We start from the raw sequence: 26,153 nt of genomic DNA on the forward strand, positions 1-26,153 counted from the left end.
CCCCGGTTGTAGCGACTGCCGTGCGGGTTTTATTGATGATTTTTGAGATCAAACCGAGAATTTATCTTTTAAACCCGCCCTTACAGTAGTTAGTAGTATCTAACGTATTTCTACTTCACCTTAATTGGCGATAGAGCTACACCCTTGTAGTAATGTCCCAAAATTTGCAAGTGGTTGGCTCCTTGTCTTGCCAAATTATAGGCTCCCCATTGACTCAAGCCTATACCATGACCGAAGCCAAGTCCTTGAAGTATAAAAGCACCATTTCCATTGGAGACATTAAAGCGCGTGCTTCTTAGCTTTAAGGCAGTGCGAACTTCTTCACCTTTGAGCATTTTTTCGCCCTTATCGCCGACGATTTTCAAGCTTTTGACACTACCATAACGCGATCGCTTCTCTGGAATCATCTGCTTGACGTTGCCCACCTCTGGAAATTTGGCGCTAATTTCTGCTGGAGAAAAGCTTCTTACCCAGTTGCACTGTTGAATATTCTGATCAAAGTCTGGCACTGCACGCAGGTATGGCAGAGGATTTCCCCAAACATCTTCCACGTTTTCGGTATGCCCACCAGAGCAAGCATGGAAAGCTGAGAGAATAATTCGATTTTGGTAGGTGAGGACTTGCCCGGCTGTACTATCTACAGCAGCATAGGTAGTGGGAGATTCGCTAATTACGCCTTTGTAAATCTGCCAGCGATCAGGAGTTTTTCCCAAGTCATAAATGGCATTATTGCGTTCTTTTTCTCGCTTGTAAAGGGCATAGGTACGAGCGGCGATCGCTTGGGCTTTGAGGGCTTCTTGTGGCCATCTGGCGTCCACTTCGCCACCGATAACACTGTAGAGATATTCTTCTAAATCCACCCAGTTAACGGCGGTTAAACCTTTTTCTGTGGGAACAACTAAAGTTCTGCCCCGATACCAGCGATCGCCTATATAAACAAATCCTTTTCCTTCTGGTTCAATCCAAAATAAAGGAGATTTCCACCTATCCAAAGCAACTCCGCCAGGAACAGCTTGGGCATAATATGAATTCATTGCCGGCAATTGTCCTAGAGTCTTACCGCTACCATCCTTGACGATCGCAGTTGTGGAACTGCCAACTTTTACCTGATTCACATCCCGCTCAATGGCGACGCGCAAGATTACAGATGCTTGCGCTGGTGCTATTAATGCAATCCATAAAATAATACCAAACCACCAGTGGCGTCCTTTTATTTGGGAAAGCAAAGAGGCTAAGAACAGTTGGAATTTCATGCAGCTGAACATCTAGTTAGAGTTGTGTTATATGATATTTTTTACACAGTAGTTTGCTGGAGACAACCTGTTATCCCCAGTAGATCCAGATGAGATTAACCGTTCTACATTGGCAACGAGGTTTTTGTTGTTTGTCGTTGCTTCATGCTTAGTTGTTCCCCTTCATTGGGGATTGGGTATCGGGGATTGGTGATCGGGGAGCGTGGGAAGCGGTTTCTCATCCATCTTCCCCATTTCCCCTCTCATCCTAATCCCTAGCCTCTAGTCCCCTTGCAGCTACTGTTTGCACATCTTTATCACCACGCCCAGAACAGTTAATGACAATGCGGGGGCTACCGTTAAGTTGTGGACATAGGTTTTCTAGGTAGGCGATCGCATGAGCAGTTTCCAATGCTGGTATTATCCCCTCTAACCGTGAAAGTCTCTGGAATGCGGCTAAAGCTTCTTCATCTGTGACGCTGTAATACTCAGCGCGGCCAATTTCTTTCAAAAAGCTGTGTTCTGGCCCCACACCAGGATAATCTAAGCCGGCACTAATCGAATGTGCCTCAATTACCTGCCCATCCTCATCTTGCAACAGATAACTCATTGCTCCATGCAATACACCTATCCGTCCTTTTGTCAAGGTAGCAGCGTGTTTATCTGTACTAACTCCTTCTCCAGCAGCTTCCACACCTACTAACCGTACCGATGGTTCATCGACAAACTCGTGGAATAATCCCATTGCATTGGAACCACCACCCACACAAGCGATGAGAATATCAGGCAAACCGCCCCATTTTTCGATTGCTTGGGCGCGAGTTTCTTTTCCAATCACCACATGAAAATCCCGCACCATCATTGGGTAAGGATGAGGCCCTGCTACCGAACCTAAGATGTAGTGAGTCGTTTCTACATTTGTTACCCAATCCCGAATTGCTTCAGAAGTGGCATCTTTGAGCGTACCCGTTCCTGCTGCCACCGGACGCACTTCTGCTCCCATTAATCGCATTCTAAATACATTCAAAGCTTGGCGTTCCATATCGTGAACGCCCATATAAATTACACATTCCAGTCCAAAACGAGCGCAAACAGTAGCTGTGGCTACTCCATGTTGACCAGCGCCAGTTTCGGCAATAATCCGCTGCTTGCCCATCCGTTTTGCCAATAATACCTGGCCGAGTGCATTATTGATTTTATGAGCGCCTGTATGATTTAAATCTTCACGTTTTAAGTAAATTTGCGGCCCTCTACCATCTGGACGAGCATAGTGGGCGGTGAGGCGTTCGGCAAAATACAAGGGAGTAGGACGTCCCACATAATCGTGTAGTAACTGTTGTAGTTCTGCAACAAAGCCTGGTTCATTGCGGTATTGCTGGTAAGCCGTTTCTAGTTCTGCCAACGCTGGCATGAGTGTTTCTGGAACGTATTTTCCACCAAAACGGCCAAAGCGTCCTTGGGGATCGGGGCGATGGGTAGTAGAAGAATTCGGGGGAATGGGAGTTGTAGTCACGGAATAATTTTCAATTACGGGACAGAAGATAATTATAAGAAAGTCTGAGGCAGATGGGTTATGGTTGCAGCTATTCTCTTATCCCACGCATGGCTAAAATAGCGCTTCCATAAGCTGCTTCCGCATGCAACGGACGTACCACAGGCACCTGCAAATACCGTTTCCTAATTTCTGTCCAAGTATCATTTGCCGCACCACCACCTGCTGTATATACACAGCTTAATTTATCTGTTCCTAACTGCTGTAATAATTCATAACCCCGTGCTTCAATCCGGGCAATACTTTCCAATAAGCCATGCAAAAACTCTACGGGATGATCTGGACGTGGTTCCAGTCGCGGTGGTAAGTTTGGATCATTGATGGGAAAGCGATCGCCTGCTTTTAATAAGGGATAATAATCCAAGTCGCTTGCTTTGGTGCCGTCAATTTCCCGGCTAAACCTTTCTAATTCAGCATCCGTAAAAAATTGCCGCAGCACTGCACCACCCGTATTAGAAGCACCCCCAGTTAGCCACAAATCCCCTAATCTATGGCTGTAAATTCCATACCTGGCATCTTCAACACGGGTGCGACTCAAAAGTTTTAGAGCCAATGTAGAACCAAGAGATGTTACCCCTTCACCAGGCAATTTCGCGCCACTAGCAATAAATGCGGCAATGCTATCTGTAGTGCCAGCACAAATCAGACAATTTTTTGGAAAACAGAACTTCACAGCAATTTCGGGACTTATTTCCGCTACAGGAGTTCCAGGAGCAATGATTTTAGGTAAATGAATTGGAATTTGTAGTTTTTCCAGCCATTCTGGGTATTCCAACACTTCCACGTCGTAGCCCAACTTTAAAGCGTTATGGTAATCGCTAATACCTAACTGCCCATGCAGTAAAAATGCCAACCAATCTGCTTGATGCAAAAAATATCTAGCTTGGGTAAAATCAGGTTGTTGTGCCATCCATAGCAATTTTGCCAGACTTGATGTCGCACTTAAAACAGTATGGTTTGGAGGCGCTACACTCTTCAATTTATCCAGCACAATTGCACCTCGCCCATCGTTGTATAGTAAAGGTGTACTGACAGGATTACCAACAGGATCGCAAAGTAAGACAGTAGAAGAGGTACCGTCAATAGCGATCGCCTGAATTTCTTGCCGCACATTCCTGGGAATGTGTTCCAGTAGACTAAACAAAGCTACTTGCCAGTCTCTTGCTAAGTTTGAGTCAGAAGACATTGCAAAGGGATATCGCGCCTGGTGTTGGATACTCCCTTGTTGATCAATCACTACAGCCCGCGCACCAGAAGTACCAAAGTCTATACCTAAGTACAATCCCATATTTTTATAAATTTTTCTAATCACTAATGACTAAGAACGGGGTGTAGGGGAAGATGTTGTATTTCCACACCCCACACGGTACAAGCCCCCGACTTGAGTCGTGGAGAGAAATATTTGTTTTGAGAAGCATAACCCGAAAAAACAAAGCGTCCTCGTATCAAGTCCCGAACTTAAGTTATGGGGTTCCTCTACACCCTCACCCCCTTACCCCCTTTGCACCCCTTTTCGTTGACTATTGACCAATTTGTTTCAACTTGTAACAACATATTCCCCTATCCAGACAAAACAGGGAAAAGTAGTAAATAAACCGATTAATTAGGAGGCTTTAAACTATGTCTATCTCTGATACTCAAGTCTACATTGCTTTGGTCGTGGCAATAATTCCAGGCTTTTTGGCTTGGCGGCTAGCAACAGAACTTTATAAATAGGTACTGGGTACTGATGATTGGGGATTAGGGATTGGTGATTGGGAGAGATTTTATTTACATTTCCCGTGTCTCCTTGTCGACGGACACTTTCCTCAACGGAGCGGAGCCGGAGACTCCGAAAGCTCCGGGGAACCTCCGCACGGAAGTTTCCTCCCCGCGTCCCCTTGTCCTCTTCCTAGCCCCTAGCCCTCTTGAAGCTGGCACTCAGGAGTATAATTGCTTAGTACTTTTGGTTAAATACCGTCAAGCACTTGCAAATATCGCTTTTGTGTGCCAGGTTTATTTTTAAATTGCTATACACCTGGAGCAAATTGGGAAAAATAAAGTAATATTACAGCTAAACAAAATCGTAAACAGCACAGAAGTATTGTTTACTGAGCATCAATTACATCAGGGAGAATATATTAGTACCTATGAATGCACTTCAACCATCTGGAACTCCGCTACAGCCAATACCAAAACGCCGAGCGGCTCCTCGTCCAAAACGGCAATTACGACAACGTTCCTACCAAGTTTTGGCACTGGAAACAACAGCCAAAATTGGAGTTAACGTTTTAGTCTCAGCAGTAGCAATATCTGCTCTAGTCAAACTTTTACCATTTCATCAATCACAGCAAGAAAAGTTGCGAGAAATCCGCACTGAAGTCAAGCTCATGGAAGAGCGAGTAAGTAAATTGCAAGTAGAATTTAGCCGTAATTTCGATCCAAGCCAAGCTAAAACTATTATGCAAGAGCAATCACATCGATTAGCTCCCAATCAACGTCCAATTGTCCTTATGAAACAGGAAACTGCTGAAATTAAACAAGCAGAGTCATCAAATTAAGTAAGCTAGTATTTTAGATTTGGGATTGGAGTTAATTTAGATTTACTGGCTGAGAGCTATTTATAAATTACTTAGTTATCAAAAAAGCTGGCAGCTAATAGTAAATTGTGATAGATGATTTGTTTATAGCTATTTGTTTGCTAAAATTTCATCCAAACTAACGCAATTATCCATAGCCAAATCAAAAACTTCTAGAAATTTCTGGAAAAGCTAAACTTGATTCTAGACTCAAGCATTGGCAGCAAGCTTATTTTTGATTCTCTAACTCAAAATATAGTTGCTTAAATAGCTAACAAAGTATAAAAAATGGTGGCGACAAAGAATTCAGTAGATGTTAATCATCCCATCGTCACAAAATACAGGTGTGTCAAATCTACCTATTTAAAATGTGAAATAGAAGTAAGTTCTTTTAACCAACTTTCTACTTGCAAACGCAAGCGCCAACCAGGATCGTTCCTTGTGGTGCAAGATAAAGGTAGTAAATTCAGAGCACGACGATAATCAGTGATCGCACAATTCCAGTCACCCCACAAATGATAAGTTCTACCACGCTCGGCAAAAATATGTCCTTCTAATTGCTCAAAAAGCAATGCCATCTCAAAATTATCAACAGCTTTCTCAAATTTACCCAAATCGCGCCAGGTAATACCCTGATTCAGCCAAGCTCTAACATAACTAGGGTTCAAATCTAACGCTCGCTCATAGTCGGCGATCGCTGCAATTAATTCTCCACGCGCCGCATAGTAGTTTGCTCTATTGTTATAAGCACTAACTAATTTAGGATTCAGTTGTAGAGCCTTATTATAATCACAGAAAGCTTTTTGCCTTTGTCCGCATTGAAAGTAAATTAATCCCCGATTGTTGTAATCAATGGCATTGTGCGGATGACGATTAATCAGTTGACTCAACAGTGCGATCGCTTCAGTGTAGTCTCCTTGTTGAGCCGAAGTTAAAGCACAAAAGCGTAAGTAACTGTCATCAAAAGCAGAATTATCGTTGCTATTAGCCTCTGTTTCATACTTACTGGTATTATTAATAACATTTATATAGGGGTAATTTCGCTGTTTACTAGATTTTAAAAATGATTGACTATTCATATCGTCCTGCCTGAGATATTTACTTTTTAAACTCAATCTATAAATTTTTCGTGCTTTTATTGCTGCTCCTGTGTTACTCGTTAAGGTGTTTATGAGTACTTGGAAGCATTCTATCTGAATCTCATTATGTGCAACAGATGTATGCAACAGATATGAGTATTCGTCATATCCAATAGATCCTTAAACTTAAGAATGAATACTTCATCCCTAAGTTGAATTCCAGAAACGACAAATATCAATCGAACAGAATAGTCAATTCGTAGGAGCAACAACTTGGTAAAATGCCAACAAGCGGCTCAGAGATTTTTTAGTTGAAATTATAATTTTGAAAAATTTTCTTATGGCAACAGCAATTACTTATCCGAATGCACCTGATTTAACAACCGATGATTATATTGTCATCGGTCTAGCAACCTGCTTCATCAAAGAAGACGGAGAAGTTCATCAAGTTGAAGTTATAGAACCAATTCCCTCGGCGGCGTTGGAAGCAATTATTAAAGGTATTCCCACTTCCTATCGGTTTGCTTGTGGAACAACTTTAGGAAGCGTACTTGATGGCGAGACACTCAAAACACCTGCTAACTTCCCACAACAAGCCCAATTCTGTGATGAATTTGCCCTACGGGCGATCGCTGCGGCACGAACTTACAAACGTAGTGCTACTGCAAAATCTCTGATCCCTCTAGACAGCACCTATACTAATTTGAATTATTCTACAGAACGAAAACGGGTTCTAAACGCTACACGTGTAGTATCTAAAGAAGATAACGTCAAACAGCACTCTCACACCCATAAAGTTTTATAAATTGGTGATAGTAGTTAGTTGTTATTGGTTAGTAGGTAATGTTTAACTTTTGGGTAAAGAGGCATTTACTGGTAGACTTGTATACAACTACTAACTGACAATTAAACTATCAAAACTCAACAAAAAATCTTATGTTGAAACTTTACGGCGGCGCTCGCAGTCGGGCATCAGTTGTTCAATGGTATCTAGAAGAATTGGGAATTCCCTACGAATTTGTCATGCTAGATATGCAGGCTGGAGAACACCGTAAACCAGAGTATCTAGTAGTCAACCCGATGGGAAAAGTCCCGGCAATTGTTGATGGTGATTTTCAGATTTGGGAATCTGGGGCAATTTTACTTTATCTCGATGAGAAATATGGCAAAGATAAGCATTCTTTAGAAGAACGCGCCAAAATAGCTCAGTGGGTGTTGTTTGCCAATTCTACCCTAAGCACAGGCGTGTTTATGGAAGCCACCCGCGAGCAGGAATTACCCCGCTTGATGACTCCCCTAAATGAAATTCTCCAACGCCAACAATTTTTATTGGGTGGTACATTCACTGTCGCTGATGTGGCAGTAGGATCTGTCTTAGCTTATATTACGATGCTGCTTAAACTAAATCTGAGTACCTATCCAGCTTTATTTACCTACTGTAAGCGATTATCTGAGCGTCCAGCGTTTCAAAAAAGCATTGGTGCTCGTAATTAAAGATAGTAGATAGTATAGAGAGCCAGAGGCTCTAGTTCTTGTTACCAGGTTCAACCTGGTAACGAGAGTTTGTGGACTGATGCCTCCAGACTAATAGCCAATGTACTGACGCGAAATTTAGCCATTAGCCATTAACCACTAAATACTGTACGGGCGGTTTAGAAGAGAAATTATCGGTTAAAACCGATAAATCATCAATGAAACCTGCACGGCAGTCGCACTCGACGCGCTTAACCCGACGCCAGGTGCTACAACGCGCTTAACCCGCAAGGGCGCACTGGCTCCGCAACGCGCTGCCTCTCCTACTAACCACTAACCCAAATTTAACGATAATTTGTAAATTGCAAGGCAACTGGATAATCTTCTTGCTTTAAGCGTTGGATGACAGATTGCAAATCATCTTTATTTTTAGCGCTCACACGCACTGCATCGCCTTGAATTGAAGCTTGTACTTTTTTGAATTCGTCACGAATTAACTTGGAAATTTGTTTAGCAATCTCTTGACTGATACCTTTTTTAAGGTTAATTTCTTGGCGAACGCGGTTACCACTGGCTGATTCCACTTTGCCAAAATCAAAGATTTTTTGAGAAAGGTTACGTTTAGCAGCTTTTTCCCTCAAAATGTTGTGTACAGACTCTAATGTGAACTCGCTATCGGTGTTGACTATAATATTTTCTTCACCTAACTCTATTGTTGTTTGAGTATCTTTGAGATCATAACGGCTTTTAATGTCTCGTGCAGTTTGATCAACAGCATTAACCAATTCTTGTCTGTCAAAGTCGCTAACAATGTCAAAGGAATAGGTAGAAGCCATAGTAAAGAGTTAGTAATTGGTTGTTGGTATGGGTGATTTAACTCAATCTTCAGCATTTTTAACCAAAGATATTTTAGCTAAACCCGTTCGTATAGTAGTTGGTAGTAACCATCAACTAATTAGTAGCCTTGATAATACTTAAGACAAAAAGAGTAGCAATTCCAAAAGAACCAACGCCGAACATAGCAGAGCGCAAAATAGGTTGATTTAATATATAAAAAATTGAGTATAGTAAACGTGCTAAGACAAACGCTAAAGCTGCTCCTACAGCTAGTAGAGAATTGACTCCGGTTGCATATGCTGATAATGCTGCTGCGGCAAATAGCATAAACGCTTCAAAGGAGTTTTGGTGCGCCCAAGTTGCCCGTTGGGCATAGGGTGGTAGCTTATCAAACATGGTACGGGGAGCGGCTATGTCATACCCAATCATGACACGAGCATAAACCACGACCAGAAATGGCAAATAGATTAATACAGCTGCTGCGGCAATTGAGTACAAAAAAATCGCTGAAATGGGAATTTGTAATAGGTACATTAACATGAAAAAGATTAAAAATCTTAGGCTTTTGATGTTTTGACGTAGCCGCAAAGCAGCTTAATACTAACGCTTGTGATCGCAAAAACTCAAGGACACTTGCAAGGCAGTTTTCCTTTCTTACAATGTGTCCGTAGTTATTTATCCATAAGTTATTGCTAAAAAATCATTAGTCTCCATATTGACTACATCTACCTCCATCATGAAAGAAGATGTGACAACTTGTAACGAGAGTGAGGTACAAAATCCAAGACTTAAAGTCGTAAATGAAGCCTGTGTTTTACTTCTGACTTTTAACTCCTGTAGACGTCCAGAGGGCGTCTTCCCGTAGGATATTCTGCTATATGTATCACTGACGTCTGGCTAATGATTAATCAAAGTAGAATAGCGTCACCACTTTTCTTTGTTCTTCTGCATCCTTACAAGTTTGCAAAAGAGTACGACTGTCATGAAACGCAAAGCAGATCAGTTGCTGGCAACGGGAGATAATCTCCTTATTACACAAGTAACTCGCTTCGGCTAAAGACAGATGATCGTTAGCAGGATTTTCCACCAGATGCATAACTTGTTCGAGTTGCTGGCGGGATTCGTTGGGCTGCCTTTCCAAGCTTTGGGGCAGAATCACCGTTAATAAATTGGCATCAGCCCGCATTGCTCCCTTAATGGCAGCTGAATTAGTACCCGTAGCGCCAGATGTGATGATGCGATTGCCAGATAAAACAAGGGCATAGGACATCATCTCAATAAGATTTTGATGTGTAATTGGTACGTGACGAGAACCCAACAAGGCGATCCTTTTAGAACCTGTTTGTTGGATTGTCGCCAGTTCCTGCACTAATGTATCGACGTTGATAAGGTCTATTGACTGACTCAAAGACGGACGGAATCAGATTAAACAACCTAGTTATTTTAACAGAACCAGAGCAAACGCAAAGCTGCTTTGAGTGATATATCACTATAATTTCAGACTTCTTAACTAATCAGGGGTTCGGGGGGGCTATAAGTCCCACGCTCTAGCTAATCAGGTGAGCATCAAGAGGATGTCACCTAAGCAGTTTGATTGCTTGTTGGCACCAAGCAAGCCAATGTGTTTCATAACTAATGCCATTGAGGAGAGTCAAGAACCGAAACTTGGCTGGTTCTGACAGTTCCTGAGGGTTCTGAAAATACTGCTGCTCTAAAGCTTTATATGTAGATAATCTTTCCAGGTGCGCTTGCTGGTGACGCTCTAACTCTGCCAAAATTACCTCCCTAGAGACAGCGTAACCACCAAATATTTTCACCAACAAATCGTCTTTGATGGGTGTGGGTTCACATGGTTTTGCAATCCACTCTTTTAGCTGCTGTTTTCCTAATTCTGTGACTTGATAAAGCTTTTTATCGGGACGTCCTGATTGTGACACTAACTCGGAAGTCACCCAACTTTGAGCCTCAAGTTTGGATAATTCACGATAAATTTGCTGGTGAGTTGCTTGCCAAAAAAAGCCGACTGAACCGTCAAATTGCTTGGCTAAGTCATACCCACTACAAGAGCGATCAAGCAGAGAAGCCAAGATAGCGTGTGCTAGTGCCATAAAAATCTTTTATATACAATATGCAATTTTTTGAATATACTGAATTATATACAACTAGTTGCATATTCAAAGTTTTGAATACAGTATAAGGGCTTGTTGACGACAATAGCAAGGATTGTACGTCACGACACACCTTGTTGAGAAATAAATCATCTATTCAACTAAGGAGAATAATCTCATGGTATTAATTTCAGTTACGCGCTTGCACTTGAGAGCGCCTCGTTATCTACCAGCCTTTTTGTGGCACAATCTCTTAACTATTTGGCAAATTCTCAATACACCTGGATTTTTGAGCGGCAAGCTGTGGAGAGACGAATACGGAGCATTTTGGACGCTAACTGCTTGGAAAGATGAGTTGGCTATGCGCAATTACCGCAACTCTGGTTCGCACCGCCAAGCTATGCGACACTTGCCACATTGGTGTGATGAAGCCGCAGTTGTTCACTGGCAACAAGAAGATAGCAACTTACCTGATGTGAGTAAGGCTAGCCATCATATGGTATTGGAAGGTCATTTTACAAAGGTGCTTCATCCATCAGTTGCTCATGTGAGTCGAGAAATTCCACATCCAATATCAGCAAAAGCGATCGCGCTGCATCCTCTGAAAACTGTGTCCGCTTGAAGACTTATCATTAAGGCTGACGCGGGGACACGGAGACACAAAGACGCGGAGAAATTTTAATCGTAATTGATTAGCCGGACTTGATTATGACAAAAAAGGTGACTGATAATAATTAATCAAGGCACAGCCAAGCTGTGCCTCTAGCTTCCATCTTCATGACAGAATTTAAGTTAGTAGAAGTCCTAGTTATGGTAAAGCTGCTGCTGGACTTAAATCCAAGAGATTGAGCAAACGCTCGATATCAAAATGTTCAGCCATTAAACTGCGAATGCAGTGGACTTTAATTGGTTCGTGAACACGCACTTGCCCAAAAGTCTTATCAACAATTTCCACAGTAGTTAGTGTATCCAAATCTACTGATAGAATAGGTATTTCTAACTCTTCAGCCCGATTGAGAATAAAAGAGGGTGGTGGTAGTTGTCCAGTTAAAATCAGACATTGAGTCGAAGTTTCTAAAGCTGCTTGCTGAATTTCCACGCGATCGCCTCCCGTCACTACTGCCATATTTCGGCGCTTACGGAAATATTTGACGGCGGCGTTGACATTCATTGCCCCAATGGCTAGACTTTCTACCATCAAATCCAGGCGATCGCTGCGGCAAAGAACTTCTGCATTGAGTTGATATACCAGTTCACGTACACTAACGCTGCGTAGCAAGTCATTTCTAGGTAAGATTCCCAACACAGGAATTCCTTGCTGTTCTAAAAAGGGGCGGATAGTTGTATCAAAGATTTGTGTTTGTTCAGTCGGAACATCATTGAGTACAAAACCGATTAAGCGTTTTCCCAAACGCTGCTTGGCTGATAATACAGCCTCGATTGAAAGCAGCGATTGATAGCGCGTTACTAACAATACGGCTGCATCGATGACTTCTGCTACTTGTGGCAAAGACAAGTTATACAAACTGCCTTCTTCTAAGTTACCTGGCCCTTCCAGCAAAACCAGATTACCGACTGACATTTGTAGATATTTTTGTGCTAGAGCCTGGCGATAATCGGTTGTATCTTCTCCGCACAAGCGTTTTTGCATTGTAACTTCGTTTAACGCCAGCAGAGTGGGCGCAATACGGTTTTCTGGCAGATTGAGACTAGCTGCAATAAACTGGACATCTTCCTCAACAGCACTTCCAGAAGATTCACTCAAGCACGTACCTAGTGGCTTGCCGTAAGTAATATCCAGTCCTTTTTGCTGTAGTAAATGAGACAAGCCTAGAACCGTCGCAGATTTACCACTATAAGCCTCCGTCGAGCCAATTAATAAATATTTAGGGGATTTTGGCACACATACACTCCTAATTTCAAAAGTTGGTACAACCTTTGCTTAGTGTTTATTAATTTTAGGGCGAACGAAGGCGATTGGGTTGCAGCTAAAGACGCAAAAGGAAGTTATTACCTTATTTGCAAGAAGAATTTTTGACTAAAAATCAACTAGCTTCTCAATTAGGGTGTGCCAAAGTCCAGTATTTTTGAGGTATTTTACCAATAGTTCCAAAATTATTCGTCGATTTTCAGTAACTTACGGTAAAAAGTCTGAGAAAAATCAGTGACACGATAACGCTTGTAATTTTCCATTAACTCAATTAAATAATTTATAAACTCGAAACTTGCCATCATCACCTCATAATTTAGCTCCGCATTGCCATCAAACTGAACGCGGCAACGAGTTAAGTCTGATGGCAGTGCAGCAACATTCCAAGTCGCAACAAAAGGGATATTTTCACTGCCTTCTATCTTGCGCTGCCCTTCCAAGACACTTTTTTGATAGAGACTAATCGCATAGGGCAAGAAATTCCTCTTACTGGCTTGAGTGTATGGCATATAGACATTGGCTTGCTGCTGAGTGACAGGCTGGAGTTGCTCGATAGACATAACTTAAATACTCTTCAACTGGGTTGATCTAAATCCCATTCGGCACATGGGGTGTAAAGATGTAGGGTAGCAAGAATTTACCTACACCCTTTGTAAAAATTAGGTATATAAGTGACCTTTGATAGTATTCCCAAAAAAGTGCCTTGATACACATCTGCCTATAGAAGAGGTTGGGAGGATGGGGGAGATAGGGAGATAGGGAGATGAGGGAGACAAGGGGACAGGGGGACAAGAAAGCACGTAGGAGCAACAAAGGAGTAATAAAAATTTCCCCCAGCCCCGTTCCCTTTTGATAATGACTAACCAGATTACAAATAACTAAATAATTGTTGACTCTTTTGTAACTCCGTTTAAAGATGTGTTAAGGAAAACTTTAGTGGTTTAACACTATGGCTCCACTGGTTGCAAACTACTACTTGACATATCGTTGTAATGCTCGCTGTCACTTTTGTAACATTTGGGCATTAGAACCAGGAACAGAAGCTGATTTTGAGACAATCAAGCATAACTTGCAAGATTTACGTCGCTTGGGAGTTAAATATGTAGACTTTACAGGTGGCGAACCGCTGCTGCGGCATGATGTAGGACAAATTTATACTGAAGCCAAGCAGCAGGGTTTTTATACCAGCATGACGACAAATACAATTTTGTATCCGCAGAAAGCTAAAGAAATTCAGGGCTTGGTTGACTTTTTGAATTTCTCTCTGGATGGAGCGGATGCTGACACTCACGATCGCTCGCGGGGAGTGAAAATTTTTGACACTTTGGTCGAATCCGTAAAAATCGCCAAGTCTTTGGGAGAATATCCTGTACTCAACCATACCGTCACTGCCCAGAACTACGATCGCATTGAGGAAGTAGCAGAACTGGGTAAAAATTTAGGTGTGCGCGTTTGGCTCAATCCTGCCTTCACTGCCCATGAAAACTACAACTCTGGTAAAAATCCCACCCCGGAAATGGTGGCGGCAATAGAAGCTACCGCGAAGAAATACAAGAATGTCGGGTACAATAGGGCTGCACTGGCTTTTATTGAAGCTGGCGGCAATGATACCCAAAATCCCCGTTGTAAAGCGGTAGATGCGGTCATTGCTATTTCTCCTAACGACGAACTGCTACTGCCTTGTTACCACTTTGCTCAAACCGGAATTCCCATTCAGGGACGGCTCTACGAACTTTATCGAGAGTCGGAAGAGGTGGAAAATTACCGCCGCTCCCAAGGTAAACTCAAGGTGTGTGAAGGTTGTACAGTTTGGTGTTATCTGATACCCAGCTTCTTTATGGGTGTTGACAAATACTGGTGGTTGAATCAAGTTACCTATGCCAGCGAATTTCTGGCCCGAAAACGATTCTTACAACGAGCTTGATCCGCTCGAATCCTTGCTTGCCGACCTATCGGTGCAAGAAGAAGATGTGCTGGAGGAAGAGACATCAACTCCTGTGTCTGTTCCATCCCGCTTTCAAGGTCGCAGACGCAAAGCTGCTTTGGCTCTGACGATAGTTTGGAGTGGCACGATCGCCCTGCATTTAGTTTCTTGGGGTTCTTTGTTTGTACTAGGACTAACCACAATCCTTGGACTGCACGCCCTGGTGCTGGTGTTTGCTAAACCCCGCCGTCCTCACGAGCAAATCCAGGGTGATTTTCCGTATGTCTCGGTTTTGGTAGCTGCCAAAAATGAAGAGACTGTGATTGATAAATTAGTTAGAAACCTTTGCAGCTTAGAATACCCAGAAGACAAGTACGAAGTCTGGATCGTTGACGATAAAAGCAGCGATCGAACACCGCAGCTGTTAGCAGAACTGGCGCAGGAATACCACAATTTAAGAGTGTTGCAGCGTCCAGTGGGAGCAGGTGGCGGTAAATCTGGGGCATTAAATCAAGTGCTGCCATTAACAAAAGGGGATATTTTGGCAGTATTTGACGCCGATGCTCAAGTGCCAAAAGATATGCTCCTGCAAGTCATACCCTTGTTCCAACGTGAAAATCTGGGGGCGGTGCAAGTGCGAAAAGCGATCGCCAACGCCGAAGAAAATTTTTGGACAAAGGGTCAGATGGCAGAAATGGCTGTTGATGCCTATATTCAGCAACAGCGAACAGCTGTAGGTGGCATTGGTGAGTTGCGGGGAAATGGTCAATTTGTCCGGCGCGAAGCCCTTACGGGTTGCGGTGGCTGGAATGAAGAAACCATCACCGATGATTTGGATTTGACACTCCGCTTACATTTAACCAACTGGGATATTGATTGCGTATTCTACCCAGCAGTTGAAGAAGAAGGTGTGACGAGCGCGATCGCTCTTTGGCATCAGCGCAATCGTTGGGCTGAAGGAGGATATCAGCGATATTTAGATTACTGGGATCTGATTCTCAAAAACCGCATGGGCACCCGTAAAACCTGGGATATGCTGGCATTCATGTTGATCCAGTACATCTTGCCCACCGCAGCAGTGCCTGATTTGTTGATGGCAATCGCCAAGCATCGTCCGCCAATCCTGAGTCCGGTAACAGGTTTAACTGTAACAATGTCAGTGGCAGGTATGTTTGCTGGCTTGGCAAGGGTGAGGAAACAAAAAGGTTTCAAGATTTCTACTTATTTCTTGCTGCTACTCCAAACCTTGCGCGGTACCTTGTATATGCTCCACTGGTTAGTGGTGATGAGCAGTACCACTGCCCGAATGTCGGTTCGTCCCAAGCGTTTGAAATGGGTAAAAACTGTACATACGGGAAGTGAAAATTAGTTAGTAGATAATGGATAGTGTGGTAAACAACCAACTACTGTACGGGCGGGTTTTAACAACAATCTCTCTATGACAATAAAATATCTATAATAAACCCGCCCCTACTAACTACTGTACGGGCGGGTTTTAACAACAATCTCTCTAGAATAACGAAATATCTAAATTAACCCGTCTCTACCAATGACTAAAATTCCTCATCTATTTCTGCCTCATCTTCCCATTGAGCAGCGTTGGTAGAGTTGGCTACTTCTGCTACATCCTCGGTAAAACTAATAATTTGCCCATCAAAAAATTGTGCTAGACGTTGAGCTGCGATCGCCACTTCGTCAGTTTCCCAATCTACAATTGGTGCAGTTTGTTGTTGTGGTGGAGACGAAGATTTTACTACATTTGAATTCTTAACTAATTCTGTTTTTTGAGGCGGTGTTTGTACTGGTTTGGCAATATCAACTGGCGGATTTGGATTATACTTTTGTTGGTTAAAAGTAGGCTGTGGTTGGGGTGAAGAAGCACTCTTGAGGGGCGTAGAGTTTGATGCAGTTGCCAATGCCAAGTTTACTTGAATCTGACGTTGGAAAGTTTCCTGAAATGCTGTTGCAATCTTTGATTGTTCTGATTGCACCTTTTTATACCAAGCTTGTTTGATAGCAATACAAGCCATAGCACCGTCAAACTCGATTAGATGGCACATTTGACGCAATAGCTCCCGTCGGGAAACAGGCTGGAAGTTGGCAAGTACCTGTTGCCAAATTTGAGTCAAGTCAAAATTTGCAGTTGTAGAAACTTGTTCGTGATTTGTAGAGGAGGCAGTATTGTCAGGTGGAGAGAACTCACCAGAAGCGGAATCATCAGACAGTGCTCTTTGAGAAGAGCCATTACTTTGCAAAGAGCTTTGCTGTGCAGTAGTCTTTGCAGGTGAGTGTGTTTCCTCTGGGGGTTCTCGTTCGGTGGGGTAAGCTTTTGCAGAAGGCAGATTACTCGCAGACGTTCCCACAGAAGCCATCTGTGATTGCGATAAACTGCCGTTGGCTTTTTGGATACTGGGATTTTCTGCTATGCGCCCATTTTCAGAGCTAGGCTTTGTATCCGCAGTAGATGATTTAATTTGTCTGTCATTTACAACTTCGGATGTTTTTTCATGGTGAGAAGTATGCTCTTTATTACCTGGAGATGGGACGAAAGAGGTAGGCGCAGTAGAGATGCGAGGGCTTGGTGTTGCCGCAGGTGTTGGTCGGCTTGCAGTAAATGCTTGGGTGTTATGATGTGCTGAAGGCAACAATCCCAAAAGTGTTACTTCTAACCACAAACGTGGTTGAGTAGTGTTCTTTAATTGCACTTCAGCCGATCGCAGGTGCTGTTGTCCCAGCAAAATTGTACTTCTATCTAACTGTTGAGATAAATCAATCAACGCTTTCCAAGTCTGGGGAGTACAAGCCACTAAATCATGGCGACTAGGCGCGGTGTTGGCAATGAGTAAATCTCGGTAAAAAGAAGCTAAATTCTGAAGAATAATGAGGGGTTCTCGACCACGATCTAGAATTTTACGAGTACAATCAAGCACTGCTTCGGGGTTATCAAAAGCGATCGCACTCAATAGTATGAGTAAGTCACTTTCGCTTACCGAACCCACTAAATCCCAAACTCGCTCAGGTGTCACTTCCCCCGACAATAAACTTAACTGATCAAGTAAGCTTTCCGCATCCCGCAATCCTCCCTGAGCAATTTGAGCTATTAAGGTAACTGCTTCAGGAGTAATATTAATATTTTCTTGGGCAGCGATGTTACTTAAATGCTTGACCATCGCTTCTAAAGGAATCCTGCGGAAATCAAATCGCTGACAGCGTGAAATAATCGTTGGTAGAACTCGCTGCGGATCGGTTGTCGCTAGGACAAAGACAACGTGCTTAGGTGGTTCTTCGAGTGTTTTTAGTAGCGCATTAAATGCTGCGGTACTGAGCATATGGCACTCATCGACCACATAAACCTTGTAGCGACACTGAACAGGGGCAAATTGTGCTCTTTCAATAATCTCGCGGATATTATCTACACCAGTGTTGCTGGCAGCATCAATTTCAATTACGTCTAAAGAATAACCCTTAGTAATTCCTTGACAAACATTACATACGCCACAAGGATCGGGCGTGGGTTTGTCACTTTTAATACAATTAAGTGATTTAGCTAAAATACGGGCGCTAGAGGTTTTTCCTGTACCTCTTGGCCCGGTAAACAAATATGCAGGTGCTATTTTCGCTGCACGAATAGCATTAGTGAGAGTAGTAGCGATCGCTTCTTGTCCCACCAATTCAGCAAAACTTTTGGGGCGATACTTGTGGTGCAGCGGTTCGTAAGACATGAATTTCAATACCTTTTCAGGTTTTTAGCAACTAGCCAAGTTCGGGGCTAAACCATTGTGACATTAGGTTGCGATTATGAGGCAAGGTTATAGATCCCCGACTTTTTAAAAAAGTCGGGGATCTGAACACCTGCGACCTGTCAAAATCAATGTGGTGGAGTACTAGAGTGTTTAGGTTGTAGTAGTACACCTGTACGACTATTTTACCACTCACCTATCTGTACTGGTCAACTGCTATTAATAACCTATATGGGACTAAGGCATGAGTTGGATTTTAATAGTTTTTATTGAATTGAAAGAGTACAAGAGGGCAGGCGATCGCTACAATCTTAGGATAACTAACACTTGAGGGTGCGGCAGATGCTCAAGCGGCTCATTCAGTGGCTAAAAAGGTTCTTTCAACGCTTGTTTGGTAAAAAACAGGTGCCATCAACATATGTGGGTGATACTCAAAAAGCCCCACCTCCACCCCTCAATGATACAGATTTGGAATTTCTCTTCACCGAACTGTTGGAAGGAGTGCATCAGGCACGGGGACAAAATTGGGCGCAAAAGTGGCTGCATAATATCGAACATCGCGTTCCTACAGAACGTTGGGTAGAGTGGTTGCAAGGCTTTGGCGAAAGATTATTAGCATCACCTACTCCGAATAACGAATTAGCTTCTCGAATGGTGCAATTGGGTGAATTGGGTGTTGGAGAAGTAGGAGATACTGCTTATGATATTGGGATGCAACTGTTGATGCGCAATCAAGAAGAGCCGATCTGGGAGTATGGAGGGCCTGATCATGAACCTCTAGATTTCCTACCTGTACAACAGGAATCAGTTTCAGGAGAAGCAACTAGTTTAGAAGATTCTCAAAGTAATTTTTCTGGGGAAGTAAACGAGTTAGAAAATCCTCCAGAAGGAGAATTTCAAACAATTACCCTAGAAGAGTTATTAGTGATGATGCAGCAAGATGAGAACTTACGCCAGATGATTGCCCAACAATTGGGAATTGAGACAAACGATCCGCAAGTGATTATTCAGGCGTTGATTAATCAATTTCAAGCAGCAAATCAATCAAATCCAAATGAAGGGTGAAATACCGCTAGTAACCCATTAATATCCAGGTGGGTGAGCGATCGCACCAGTAACCTCGACGATTTTCTCTGCTAGAGCGAGGAGATGATAATCCTTCCATCGCTTTCCAACCAAATGAACCCCAATCGGTAACCCATTCTTGGTTTGTCCGACAGGGATAACAACAACCGGATGCCCAGTTAGTGTAAAAATGCTGGTGTAAGCAACACCACCTAAAACATAAGGCATTTGCTGTCCATCAACATCAATTGGTTTACCTGGTATGTGGTGCTTAAAGGCAGGGAAAGGAATAACTGGACAAATCCAGGCATCCCATTGTGATAAAAAGCGATCCATCTGTTGAGTGAAGGTGGCTCTACGAGCTAGGGCTACGCCATATTGCTTTAGTTTTAATCTCGATCCTCTCAATGCTCCCTTAATTACAGCCCCCCCTGCCAGCAGTTTACGAAGATTGTTTAGGAGAATTGGCTGCGTCGGCATCAGTCGAGTTGCCAGCCACGCACCTGTTAACTCTCCATAGTTCTCCCAAGCCGCCGTGTAATCGAAGTCGGAAGGTGAGGCTTTTTCAACTAGGCAACCCTGCTCAATTAGCTTTTTAGCTACTCTCTCTAAAACGTCTCGTGTTTCCTGGCTGGCAGAAATCTCACCAAAATTGTCTGTCCATGCAATTTGGTAAGACTTAAGTGGGCGATGCTCAATAACTTCCGGGAAAATAGGAGGCGTATAAACCCATCGTTCATCTTCGCCCTCAACAATCTCAAGCCAAAGCTTCAAGTCTTCTACAGAGCGAGTCATCACACCCGGAGCATACATATACTGAAGCCCTGCATTGCCTTCTAAGGGAGCAATCCAGGCTCCTGCCATTGAAACTCGATTTTCTGTGGGTTTAATGCCAAACACACCGCAAAAATGAGCCGGAATTCTCGCTGATCCGCCTAAGCCTGAACAGAGATCCATTGGCACAAATCCTGCGGCTACGGCTGCTGCACTCCCACCACTGCTGCCACCGACGGTAAACGATGGATTCCAAGGATTGTTTGTCTGTCCAAAATCAGACACAGTTTGCATATCAGAAGCGAGAATAGCCATGTTTGTTTTGCCCAAAATGATTGCACCTGCGGCTTTGATTCGGGAGACAATCGTGGCATCTTGAGCTGGAATATAGTCAAAGAACTTTTTATAGCCACAAGTCGATCGCATTCCAGCCGTTTCATAGCAATCCTTTACTGTCATCGGCACACCATGTAAAGCTCCCCAGATTTCCCCTCTAGCGATCGCTGCATCGGCGGCTTTGGCTTGCTGTTTGGCGCGTTCCTCATCAAGTGTGACGATCGCATTCACTTTAGCATTATGAGTTGCAATTTGTTGCAGATGTGCCTCTAAAACTTCTTGGGCTGAAACTTGGCGATCGCGAATGGCTTGAGCCATCTGATTTGCCGTCCAAAAAACAAGACTACTCATAGAATTAGTGCTGAGGTTGGATGATTCACTTTGCTAAATCAGCACCGAGTTTAGTCAAAATTATGGATGCTCGTCTTTCGCATTCTTCCCAAAAGTATCGCAATCTTCCGAAAATTAAGCGCGTGAGTTACGATAAGCCTTGGGCGTAACCTTTGTATAGTTGCGAAAAACCTTTGTGAAATGACTTTGGCTTTGAAAACCCACTTGATGACAAACTTCTATAATCGTGAATTCAGATTGTGTCAGTAATTGTTTCGCTCGTTCAATTCGGCATTTTGTGATGTATTGGTAAGGAGCAGCTCCTGTTGATTGTTTGAACAAGCTGGCAAAGTAATGCGGACTCATGTTTACTAGTGCGGCAATTTCTGCCAAACTTAAGGGTTGATCCAAATGTTCATGGATGTAGGCGATCGCAGTTTTGAGCTTGTAAGTAGGTAATCCACCAAAGTAATTCTTAATAACTTGCTTTCGTGTTGCATATCGTCTGACTAAGTGAGTCGCCAAAGCCGTTGCCATCGATTCTGCATAAAGATGACTATCTAATTCAGCAAATTCCAGTTCTCGCTTCAGCTCCAATCCCATATGGTAAATCAACGGATCGGCACCAAAGACTTGCGACACAATTTCAATTTGATCGACGCTTTGAGATCCATCAGTTACCAGAGCAAGTAGGTTAGGATCGATTGACAGCAACATAAATTCTGCATTGCCGTATGCTTGAGTACTAAGACTTTCATAGGCAGGACAAATAGCAATATTTCCAGGACAAAAATCTTTGTAGACTCGTCGATTTGCCTTGAATTCCCTTGCCTCATATCTCAAACCAATACTGATGGTATGAACAGGAAAACAGTATTCAGGAGTTTCATGAACAGGCTGGCGATGATACTCAAAATGAATTCCTTTCCATGCCGCCGTGTGACTAGATAAAACAGGTGCTCGTGGTAAAACTTGCTGCCAAGAGTCTGATTTACCAAAATTAATTATTTGAGGTTTGGCACTTGGCATGGCTCTTATACTTAGATGGTTATATAAGTTCGTAGCAAGGACTTTAGTCCTAAACTGCGAGAGCACTCTTTGTGCTTACTAAAAACCTATCAAAACTTTTGCGACAGACTACCAGTCGGACGCATATAATTAAGCTTTTGTTACCAAAAATACCCCCACAGCAATCATTACACAGCCAGCAGCAATGTTTATTCCTTTTGTGATTTTGGAACTAATCAGCAATCTCGCTCTATCTGCCATGAATGCATAACCAAGTTTTACACCGCCTACAGCCACTGTAGTAATTGTTATGATGATGCCAGTGTCAAAATAAGAGATTTTAGAAATATCAAGAAAAGCTGGGAAAAAACCAAGATAAAATAAAGTCGCTTTTTGATCGCCCAATGTAATCAATAGTCCAGTCAAAAAACTGGATATTAAAGAGGATTTAACAACCTCCTGTGTCTCCACATTCTTTGATTTTGACCTGCATAGCTTTATTCCCAACAAAATAAGATAAGCACCACCAAGATATTTTATGAGGACAAATAGGCTCCCCATCGTTTCAGCCAGAAGCGATAAACCCCAAATGGCTATGATGATGAAAATAATGTCACCAACCACTATCCCTATGGTTGTGAAAACACCATAAATGAATCCAGATGTCGCCGATCTTGTCGAGACAGCCAATACACTCACACTGGGAATACAAGCCAGCACAACCATTGCACTAAATAATGCAACAATGCTGCTAAATGTCATACTGCTTTGCATCGGCAGAACAATTATTGAGTTGCTGCTCTCATTTTCATACTTAACGGTCGTGTGATGCAGCCGCGCCTGCAATCTCGATTGCTTTCTCAAGACACTGGCTACCACTGTTTTTACATTCAGGGATTTGGATATCTGGTTTCACTCCCACACCTTCGATAGTATTACCTTTGGGTGAGATCACCTGAAGTGTCGGGACTATGAGCGCGAATCCCTGCCAGTTCAGCCTGACTGCATCGCCCCCAAATAGTGCGCCCATTGTTCGAGTTCCCAATATTTTGGCAGATCCATAATCCTTGATGATTCCTGCAAACAAGTCACAAGACGAACCACATTGATCATCAACCAAAATGAAGTGAGGTCTTGGATCTCTCTTAGCTTCTGTTCGAGTACGCCACTCTACAAACGGTTGCTCTTTGGATAGCTTAATCTCAGCTTTAGCTTCAGCATTCACCGCATCATCAAAATATCCTCGAAAGATATACGGCTTTTGCACTTGTAGCCCCTCACGGGTTCTGTCTCTCCAAAGCACTTTGTCAGCACCCACAATGTCTTCTACTAAGTAACTAATGCTTGATCCCGCGCCGCCACCATTCCCACGCAGATCAATCAGAATCACTTTGGCTTGAGAGAGATGAGACTTTGCATTATCTAGTGCAACCTTGGTGACATGGGGAATCAGGAAGCTTTTGACTCTAAGAATTCCTATCTCGCCTCGTATTTCGGCTGAAATTGCTGGTTCAGGTGTGGCATCTGGTAATGGTTTCTGCTCAACCACACGGAATAATTTTTCACCTTCAGTTGGATCTAAAATTCTTAGATGGGATATTGAGAGCTTTTTCAGCTGGCTGCTGATGCGTTCGATTACTTCCGCTCTCGTCCAATTCGGCTTCCCATCTATTGTATTTAGAAGTTCTTGTAGTTGTTGGTCTCGCTCATCTTTTTTGAAGGCAGGATCAAAGATTTTGCTGTCGAGTGTTTGATAGACATTGTTGATGAACGCCTTTGCTTGTGAAGCAGATACGTTATCCTTAGACTTTAGTCGAGAAGAAGTAAACCAATCCAGCGAGACGGCTTCCGTAGATTCTTGAGTCGGTTTTGGTGAGGATTGCGGTTCAGCGATCGCGGGATTTGCTTTGATTGACTCGTTTGCAGATTTGTTTCCAGTACAGGCGATTACACCTAACAAGACTGCCATCACGACACTAAAACTTACCCCTGTTGAGCGCATAAATCTTTTTCTCAATCTTCAGCTACCAATTTAACGGATAGGCTTAGATGTCAAAATTAATTGTTATTCAGCGTAACTTAAAGATACAAAAATGCTTCTCAAGCCGAAAGTCGCTCTATTGTGCACCAATGCTGGCGTCTAAGCTCAAGGTAGCCACGATCCTAAACGGGATAGCTGAGTGTGCGATCGCCTCTAAATTTTGCCGAAGCGATCGCGATCGTGCCGTTCGTCAAAATCGATGATTGGCCCCTTTGGCACAATTCGATTGGGATTAATCTCGGTCATACTTATGTAATAGGCACGCTTAGTGTAGTCTAGATTGCACGTCGCTTTGAATTCAGAAATCTGATATAAATCCTTGAGATAATTCCAAAGGTTCGGATAGTCAATAATTCGCCGCAAATTGCACTTAAAGTGACTGTGATAGACTGAGTCAAAGCGATACAGCGTTGTAAACATACAAATATCCGCTTCAGTGAGTTGATCCCCACATAAATAGCGCTGCTTGCTCAGAACGATTTCCCATTGATCTAAACTCTCGAAGAGTTCAGTTACTGCTTCTTCGTAGGCTGCTTGTGAAGTCGCAAAACCAGAGCGATATACACCAGCATTGATGGGCAGATAAATTGCATCGATTGTTTCATCAATCTTCTGTTGTAAGTCGTGTGGGTATAAATCTATTTTCTGCGTTGCCAATTGAGCAAACTCTACATCAAACATTCGCATGATTTCGCGAGATTCGTTATTGACGATTGTTTGAGTTTGCTGATCCCACAATACCGGAACTGTGACTCGCCCTGTGTATTTGGGATCGGCTTTCACATAAATCTCTTGCAGATATTGAGCATGATTCACCCGGTCAGGAATGGCTCCCGGTGCTTTACTAAACATCCAGCCCTTATCGCTCATAATCGGATCGACAATAGAGACTGAGATGGCATCATTCAACCCTTTGAGTTCTCGCATAATTAAGGTGCGATGCGCCCACGGACACGCCAAGGAAACGTAGAGGTGATAGCGTCTTGCTTCTGCCTTAAATCCGCTCTTGCCATCGGCGCTGATGCGATCGCGAAATGTTGTCGGTATCTCTTTGAAATTACCACTGGGAGCTAATTTATTTGCGTCGGTTGTCCATTTGCCATCGACCATCATTCCTGATGCCATAATTTTCTCCTAACCCTGGGAGGTGTCTGCAAACTACAAAGTTTATTTCAGAATTAAGTCTTGGCTTTTCTGAAGGATATTAATTTCTTAAAAATACTTGACAAAATTGCCTTGACAAGCAGACGTTAATGGTGTTCTTAACGGACAGCGTTTCGGCATTTGAGACAGAGACTCGATCGCTTGTAACAAACCCGAATACCATTGGCTTGCTGTTGTAGTAGAGGTAACCTGAGACATCCAAAGAAAAGCATTATCTGCATCAGCCTCTGCCACACTTGAAATTTCGATTCGGTACTCCATCAATCGGCTGACAGTTTGTACTTGTGGCGTTTTTCTTCAGCAAAACTCTCAAAAGCTCGAAATCTTCCTTCCTCAAAATTATCTAACCCTTGCTGAATACCCTTAATCGCTTCTTCTGAGTCTTGCTCTTCTGACTGTAAAATACTAGCAAGTAATTGAGATGCAACGAGATTAACGTCTTGACCTTGACGAGCAGCTCTATCCCGTAGCAAGGCTTCTAACTCAAGGCTAAGGGTGACAACAATTGGCATAGGTTTTTTCCTTGGATATCAGCCTCTGCTCAGTATTCTAGCAACTCGTCGAAAGCAAAAACATTGTTAACAGCTATTGAGGAGGTTCTGGCTAGCACTGTTGGTGGTTGGGGAAGTAGGAAAAGTCAGGTGTTGCGAAGGACTTCATCGAGATCCCTCACTCTGTTAGCTGCAATATCTGCCTCTGCTTTGGCAATGAGCTTGTCTAGTTTACCTGATGCTAAATCGTCTCCAATTTGCCGATCCCACATCTCATCCAAATACTCTTGCAACCAAACTGAGAGTTGACGAACATCATCTTCGGGCAATTGTCTAATAGCTGCTTCAATTTCTGGCAAGGTAGTCATAGGAACAAATCGCGCTATAGATTGACTCTATGGTATCGCAATCAAGTTTGGCTCTGGATCTGAGCAGCAAACCTAATATACTGCCTCATAAATAATCTCGCGTCAACTTGATTGTGGGCACTAACAGATAAGGTGAATGCACA

At 43.0% G+C, this 26,153-nt stretch carries 27 protein-coding genes; 8 read left to right on the forward strand and 19 right to left on the reverse strand.

The genetic code is table 11. The features are described 5' to 3' along the window. Positions 1–110: 110 nt before the first annotated feature. The 3 genes from QUB80_RS27940 to QUB80_RS27950 form a co-directional block, all read right to left on the reverse strand. On the reverse strand, positions 111–1,265 hold the full coding sequence (locus QUB80_RS27940; RefSeq protein WP_289792727.1) for a SpoIID/LytB domain-containing protein: 1,155 nt from the start codon (positions 1,263–1,265) through the stop codon (positions 111–113). A gap of 235 nt (positions 1,266–1,500) precedes the next feature. Continuing rightward, positions 1,501–2,745 carry a tryptophan synthase subunit beta gene (gene trpB, locus QUB80_RS27945; protein WP_289792728.1) on the reverse strand — a complete coding sequence of 415 codons (1,245 nt, stop codon included), beginning with the start codon at positions 2,743–2,745 and terminating at the stop codon, positions 1,501–1,503. A 70-nt stretch (positions 2,746–2,815) separates the two neighbouring features. Continuing rightward, the gene (locus tag QUB80_RS27950; RefSeq protein WP_289792729.1) at positions 2,816–4,072 is read right to left on the reverse strand and encodes an FGGY-family carbohydrate kinase; all 1,257 of its coding nucleotides are present in this window, start codon (positions 4,070–4,072) and stop codon (positions 2,816–2,818) included. 332 nt (positions 4,073–4,404) lie between these two features. Between QUB80_RS27950 and psaM the strand changes: the two genes are divergently transcribed. Next, a complete protein-coding gene (gene psaM / locus QUB80_RS27955) occupies positions 4,405–4,500 on the forward strand; it encodes a photosystem I reaction center subunit XII (protein ID WP_289792730.1) in 96 nt (31 codons plus the stop codon). Between the two features lie 413 nt (positions 4,501–4,913). Next, entirely contained in the window at positions 4,914–5,324 is a 411-nt protein-coding gene (locus QUB80_RS27960) for a slr1601 family putative cell division protein (RefSeq protein ID WP_289792731.1), read from the forward strand. A gap of 377 nt (positions 5,325–5,701) precedes the next feature. Here QUB80_RS27960 and QUB80_RS27965 read toward each other — a convergent pair whose 3' ends face one another. Next, positions 5,702–6,421: a tetratricopeptide repeat protein gene (locus QUB80_RS27965; protein WP_289792732.1), complete on the reverse strand. Its 720-nt coding sequence runs from the start codon at positions 6,419–6,421 to the stop codon at positions 5,702–5,704. Positions 6,422–6,761: 340 nt separating this feature from the next. Here QUB80_RS27965 and QUB80_RS27970 point away from each other — a divergent pair, with 340 nt between their 5' ends. Further along, positions 6,762–7,226 (forward strand): hypothetical protein, encoded by a 465-nt coding sequence (locus QUB80_RS27970; RefSeq protein ID WP_289792733.1) that lies wholly within the window; start codon positions 6,762–6,764, stop codon positions 7,224–7,226. Between the two features lie 131 nt (positions 7,227–7,357). Further along, entirely contained in the window at positions 7,358–7,915 is a 558-nt protein-coding gene (locus tag QUB80_RS27975; RefSeq protein ID WP_289792734.1) for a glutathione S-transferase family protein, read from the forward strand. Positions 7,916–8,238: 323 nt separating this feature from the next. On the opposite strand, the gene QUB80_RS27980 is transcribed toward QUB80_RS27975, so the two are convergent. The 4 genes from QUB80_RS27980 to QUB80_RS27995 all read right to left on the reverse strand — a co-directional run bounded on the left by QUB80_RS27980 (position 8,239) and on the right by QUB80_RS27995 (position 10,839). Continuing rightward, positions 8,239–8,730: a YajQ family cyclic di-GMP-binding protein gene (locus QUB80_RS27980; protein WP_289792735.1), complete on the reverse strand. Its 492-nt coding sequence runs from the start codon at positions 8,728–8,730 to the stop codon at positions 8,239–8,241. 115 nt (positions 8,731–8,845) lie between these two features. Next, positions 8,846–9,271, reverse strand: a complete 426-nt coding sequence (locus QUB80_RS27985) for an MAPEG family protein (RefSeq protein WP_289792736.1) — start codon at positions 9,269–9,271, stop codon at positions 8,846–8,848. Positions 9,272–9,635: 364 nt separating this feature from the next. Continuing rightward, positions 9,636–10,139 carry a DNA-processing protein DprA gene (locus tag QUB80_RS27990; RefSeq protein ID WP_026087467.1) on the reverse strand — a complete coding sequence of 168 codons (504 nt, stop codon included), beginning with the start codon at positions 10,137–10,139 and terminating at the stop codon, positions 9,636–9,638. A 169-nt stretch (positions 10,140–10,308) separates the two neighbouring features. Continuing rightward, entirely contained in the window at positions 10,309–10,839 is a 531-nt protein-coding gene (locus QUB80_RS27995; protein ID WP_289792737.1) for a PadR family transcriptional regulator, read from the reverse strand. A gap of 178 nt (positions 10,840–11,017) precedes the next feature. Here QUB80_RS27995 and QUB80_RS28000 point away from each other — a divergent pair, with 178 nt between their 5' ends. Continuing rightward, positions 11,018–11,461, forward strand: a complete 444-nt coding sequence (locus QUB80_RS28000; protein WP_289792738.1) for an antibiotic biosynthesis monooxygenase family protein — start codon at positions 11,018–11,020, stop codon at positions 11,459–11,461. A 186-nt stretch (positions 11,462–11,647) separates the two neighbouring features. On the opposite strand, the gene QUB80_RS28005 is transcribed toward QUB80_RS28000, so the two are convergent. Then, complete coding sequence (locus QUB80_RS28005; RefSeq protein WP_289792739.1) at positions 11,648–12,742, reverse strand: phosphotransacetylase family protein; 1,095 nt, start codon at positions 12,740–12,742, stop codon at positions 11,648–11,650. 212 nt (positions 12,743–12,954) lie between these two features. After that, a complete protein-coding gene (gene ebsA, locus QUB80_RS28010; RefSeq protein WP_289792740.1) occupies positions 12,955–13,329 on the reverse strand; it encodes a type IV pilus biogenesis protein EbsA in 375 nt (124 codons plus the stop codon). 389 nt (positions 13,330–13,718) lie between these two features. On the opposite strand from ebsA, the gene QUB80_RS28015 reads away from it, so the two are divergent. Continuing rightward, the gene (locus QUB80_RS28015; protein WP_289792741.1) at positions 13,719–14,693 is read left to right on the forward strand and encodes a radical SAM protein; all 975 of its coding nucleotides are present in this window, start codon (positions 13,719–13,721) and stop codon (positions 14,691–14,693) included. Next, positions 14,647–16,062 (forward strand): glycosyltransferase family 2 protein, encoded by a 1,416-nt coding sequence (locus tag QUB80_RS28020; protein WP_289792742.1) that lies wholly within the window; start codon positions 14,647–14,649, stop codon positions 16,060–16,062. The genes QUB80_RS28015 and QUB80_RS28020 overlap by 47 nt, the downstream gene beginning before the upstream one ends. A gap of 184 nt (positions 16,063–16,246) precedes the next feature. Here the strand turns inward: QUB80_RS28020 and QUB80_RS28025 are convergent, their stop codons facing one another. Beyond that, the gene (locus tag QUB80_RS28025) at positions 16,247–18,415 is read right to left on the reverse strand and encodes a DNA polymerase III subunit gamma/tau (protein ID WP_289792743.1); all 2,169 of its coding nucleotides are present in this window, start codon (positions 18,413–18,415) and stop codon (positions 16,247–16,249) included. Between the two features lie 360 nt (positions 18,416–18,775). Between QUB80_RS28025 and QUB80_RS28030 the strand changes: the two genes are divergently transcribed. After that, a complete protein-coding gene (locus QUB80_RS28030; RefSeq protein ID WP_289792744.1) occupies positions 18,776–19,498 on the forward strand; it encodes a hypothetical protein in 723 nt (240 codons plus the stop codon). A gap of 18 nt (positions 19,499–19,516) precedes the next feature. On the opposite strand, the gene QUB80_RS28035 is transcribed toward QUB80_RS28030, so the two are convergent. From QUB80_RS28035 to QUB80_RS28070, 8 genes are all read right to left on the reverse strand, one after another. Then, on the reverse strand, positions 19,517–20,959 hold the full coding sequence (locus QUB80_RS28035; RefSeq protein ID WP_289792745.1) for an amidase: 1,443 nt from the start codon (positions 20,957–20,959) through the stop codon (positions 19,517–19,519). 114 nt (positions 20,960–21,073) lie between these two features. After that, positions 21,074–21,967, reverse strand: a complete 894-nt coding sequence (locus tag QUB80_RS28040; RefSeq protein ID WP_289792746.1) for an AraC family transcriptional regulator — start codon at positions 21,965–21,967, stop codon at positions 21,074–21,076. A gap of 129 nt (positions 21,968–22,096) precedes the next feature. Further along, positions 22,097–22,672, reverse strand: coding sequence for a LysE family translocator (locus QUB80_RS28045; RefSeq protein ID WP_289792747.1), 576 nt, complete (start codon positions 22,670–22,672; stop codon positions 22,097–22,099). A gap of 88 nt (positions 22,673–22,760) precedes the next feature. After that, positions 22,761–23,948, reverse strand: a complete 1,188-nt coding sequence (locus QUB80_RS28050) for a S41 family peptidase (protein ID WP_289792748.1) — start codon at positions 23,946–23,948, stop codon at positions 22,761–22,763. A gap of 192 nt (positions 23,949–24,140) precedes the next feature. Then, complete coding sequence (locus QUB80_RS28055; RefSeq protein WP_289792749.1) at positions 24,141–25,112, reverse strand: glutathione S-transferase family protein; 972 nt, start codon at positions 25,110–25,112, stop codon at positions 24,141–24,143. An 87-nt stretch (positions 25,113–25,199) separates the two neighbouring features. Next, positions 25,200–25,412 carry a type II toxin-antitoxin system RelE/ParE family toxin gene (locus tag QUB80_RS28060; RefSeq protein ID WP_289792750.1) on the reverse strand — a complete coding sequence of 71 codons (213 nt, stop codon included), beginning with the start codon at positions 25,410–25,412 and terminating at the stop codon, positions 25,200–25,202. Further along, the gene (locus QUB80_RS28065; RefSeq protein ID WP_289792751.1) at positions 25,412–25,663 is read right to left on the reverse strand and encodes a hypothetical protein; all 252 of its coding nucleotides are present in this window, start codon (positions 25,661–25,663) and stop codon (positions 25,412–25,414) included. Before QUB80_RS28065 ends, QUB80_RS28060 begins: the two co-directional genes overlap by 1 nt. Before the next feature lie 125 nt (positions 25,664–25,788). After that, positions 25,789–26,010, reverse strand: a complete 222-nt coding sequence (locus tag QUB80_RS28070; RefSeq protein ID WP_016874783.1) for a hypothetical protein — start codon at positions 26,008–26,010, stop codon at positions 25,789–25,791. Positions 26,011–26,153: the final 143 nt, after the last annotated feature.

Source organism: Chlorogloeopsis sp. ULAP01 (genome assembly GCF_030381805.1).
Lineage (GTDB): Bacteria > Cyanobacteriota > Cyanobacteriia > Cyanobacteriales > Nostocaceae > Chlorogloeopsis.

Coding starts and splice junctions, on each gene's coding strand:
- QUB80_RS28030 (WP_289792744.1), top strand. CDS start 18,776: ATGCTCAAGCGGCTCATTCAGTGGCTAAAAAGGTTCTTTCAACGCTTG.
- QUB80_RS28035 (WP_289792745.1), bottom strand. CDS start 20,959: ATGAGTAGTCTTGTTTTTTGGACGGCAAATCAGATGGCTCAAGCCATT.
- QUB80_RS28020 (WP_289792742.1), top strand. CDS start 14,647: ATGCCAGCGAATTTCTGGCCCGAAAACGATTCTTACAACGAGCTTGAT.
- QUB80_RS28055 (WP_289792749.1), bottom strand. CDS start 25,112: ATGGCATCAGGAATGATGGTCGATGGCAAATGGACAACCGACGCAAAT.
- QUB80_RS28070 (WP_016874783.1), bottom strand. CDS start 26,010: ATGACTACCTTGCCAGAAATTGAAGCAGCTATTAGACAATTGCCCGAA.
- QUB80_RS27985 (WP_289792736.1), bottom strand. CDS start 9,271: ATGTTAATGTACCTATTACAAATTCCCATTTCAGCGATTTTTTTGTAC.
- QUB80_RS28040 (WP_289792746.1), bottom strand. CDS start 21,967: ATGCCAAGTGCCAAACCTCAAATAATTAATTTTGGTAAATCAGACTCT.
- psaM (WP_289792730.1), top strand. CDS start 4,405: ATGTCTATCTCTGATACTCAAGTCTACATTGCTTTGGTCGTGGCAATA.
- QUB80_RS28025 (WP_289792743.1), bottom strand. CDS start 18,415: ATGTCTTACGAACCGCTGCACCACAAGTATCGCCCCAAAAGTTTTGCT.
- QUB80_RS27980 (WP_289792735.1), bottom strand. CDS start 8,730: ATGGCTTCTACCTATTCCTTTGACATTGTTAGCGACTTTGACAGACAA.
- QUB80_RS28060 (WP_289792750.1), bottom strand. CDS start 25,412: ATGGAGTACCGAATCGAAATTTCAAGTGTGGCAGAGGCTGATGCAGAT.
- QUB80_RS28015 (WP_289792741.1), top strand. CDS start 13,719: ATGGCTCCACTGGTTGCAAACTACTACTTGACATATCGTTGTAATGCT.
- QUB80_RS27975 (WP_289792734.1), top strand. CDS start 7,358: ATGTTGAAACTTTACGGCGGCGCTCGCAGTCGGGCATCAGTTGTTCAA.
- QUB80_RS28065 (WP_289792751.1), bottom strand. CDS start 25,663: ATGCCAATTGTTGTCACCCTTAGCCTTGAGTTAGAAGCCTTGCTACGG.
- QUB80_RS27950 (WP_289792729.1), bottom strand. CDS start 4,072: ATGGGATTGTACTTAGGTATAGACTTTGGTACTTCTGGTGCGCGGGCT.
- QUB80_RS28045 (WP_289792747.1), bottom strand. CDS start 22,672: ATGGTTGTGCTGGCTTGTATTCCCAGTGTGAGTGTATTGGCTGTCTCG.
- QUB80_RS27965 (WP_289792732.1), bottom strand. CDS start 6,421: ATGAATAGTCAATCATTTTTAAAATCTAGTAAACAGCGAAATTACCCC.
- QUB80_RS27940 (WP_289792727.1), bottom strand. CDS start 1,265: ATGTTCAGCTGCATGAAATTCCAACTGTTCTTAGCCTCTTTGCTTTCC.
- QUB80_RS28000 (WP_289792738.1), top strand. CDS start 11,018: ATGGTATTAATTTCAGTTACGCGCTTGCACTTGAGAGCGCCTCGTTAT.
- QUB80_RS27995 (WP_289792737.1), bottom strand. CDS start 10,839: ATGGCACTAGCACACGCTATCTTGGCTTCTCTGCTTGATCGCTCTTGT.
- QUB80_RS27970 (WP_289792733.1), top strand. CDS start 6,762: ATGGCAACAGCAATTACTTATCCGAATGCACCTGATTTAACAACCGAT.
- QUB80_RS28050 (WP_289792748.1), bottom strand. CDS start 23,948: ATGCGCTCAACAGGGGTAAGTTTTAGTGTCGTGATGGCAGTCTTGTTA.
- QUB80_RS27960 (WP_289792731.1), top strand. CDS start 4,914: ATGAATGCACTTCAACCATCTGGAACTCCGCTACAGCCAATACCAAAA.
- ebsA (WP_289792740.1), bottom strand. CDS start 13,329: ATGTCTATCGAGCAACTCCAGCCTGTCACTCAGCAGCAAGCCAATGTC.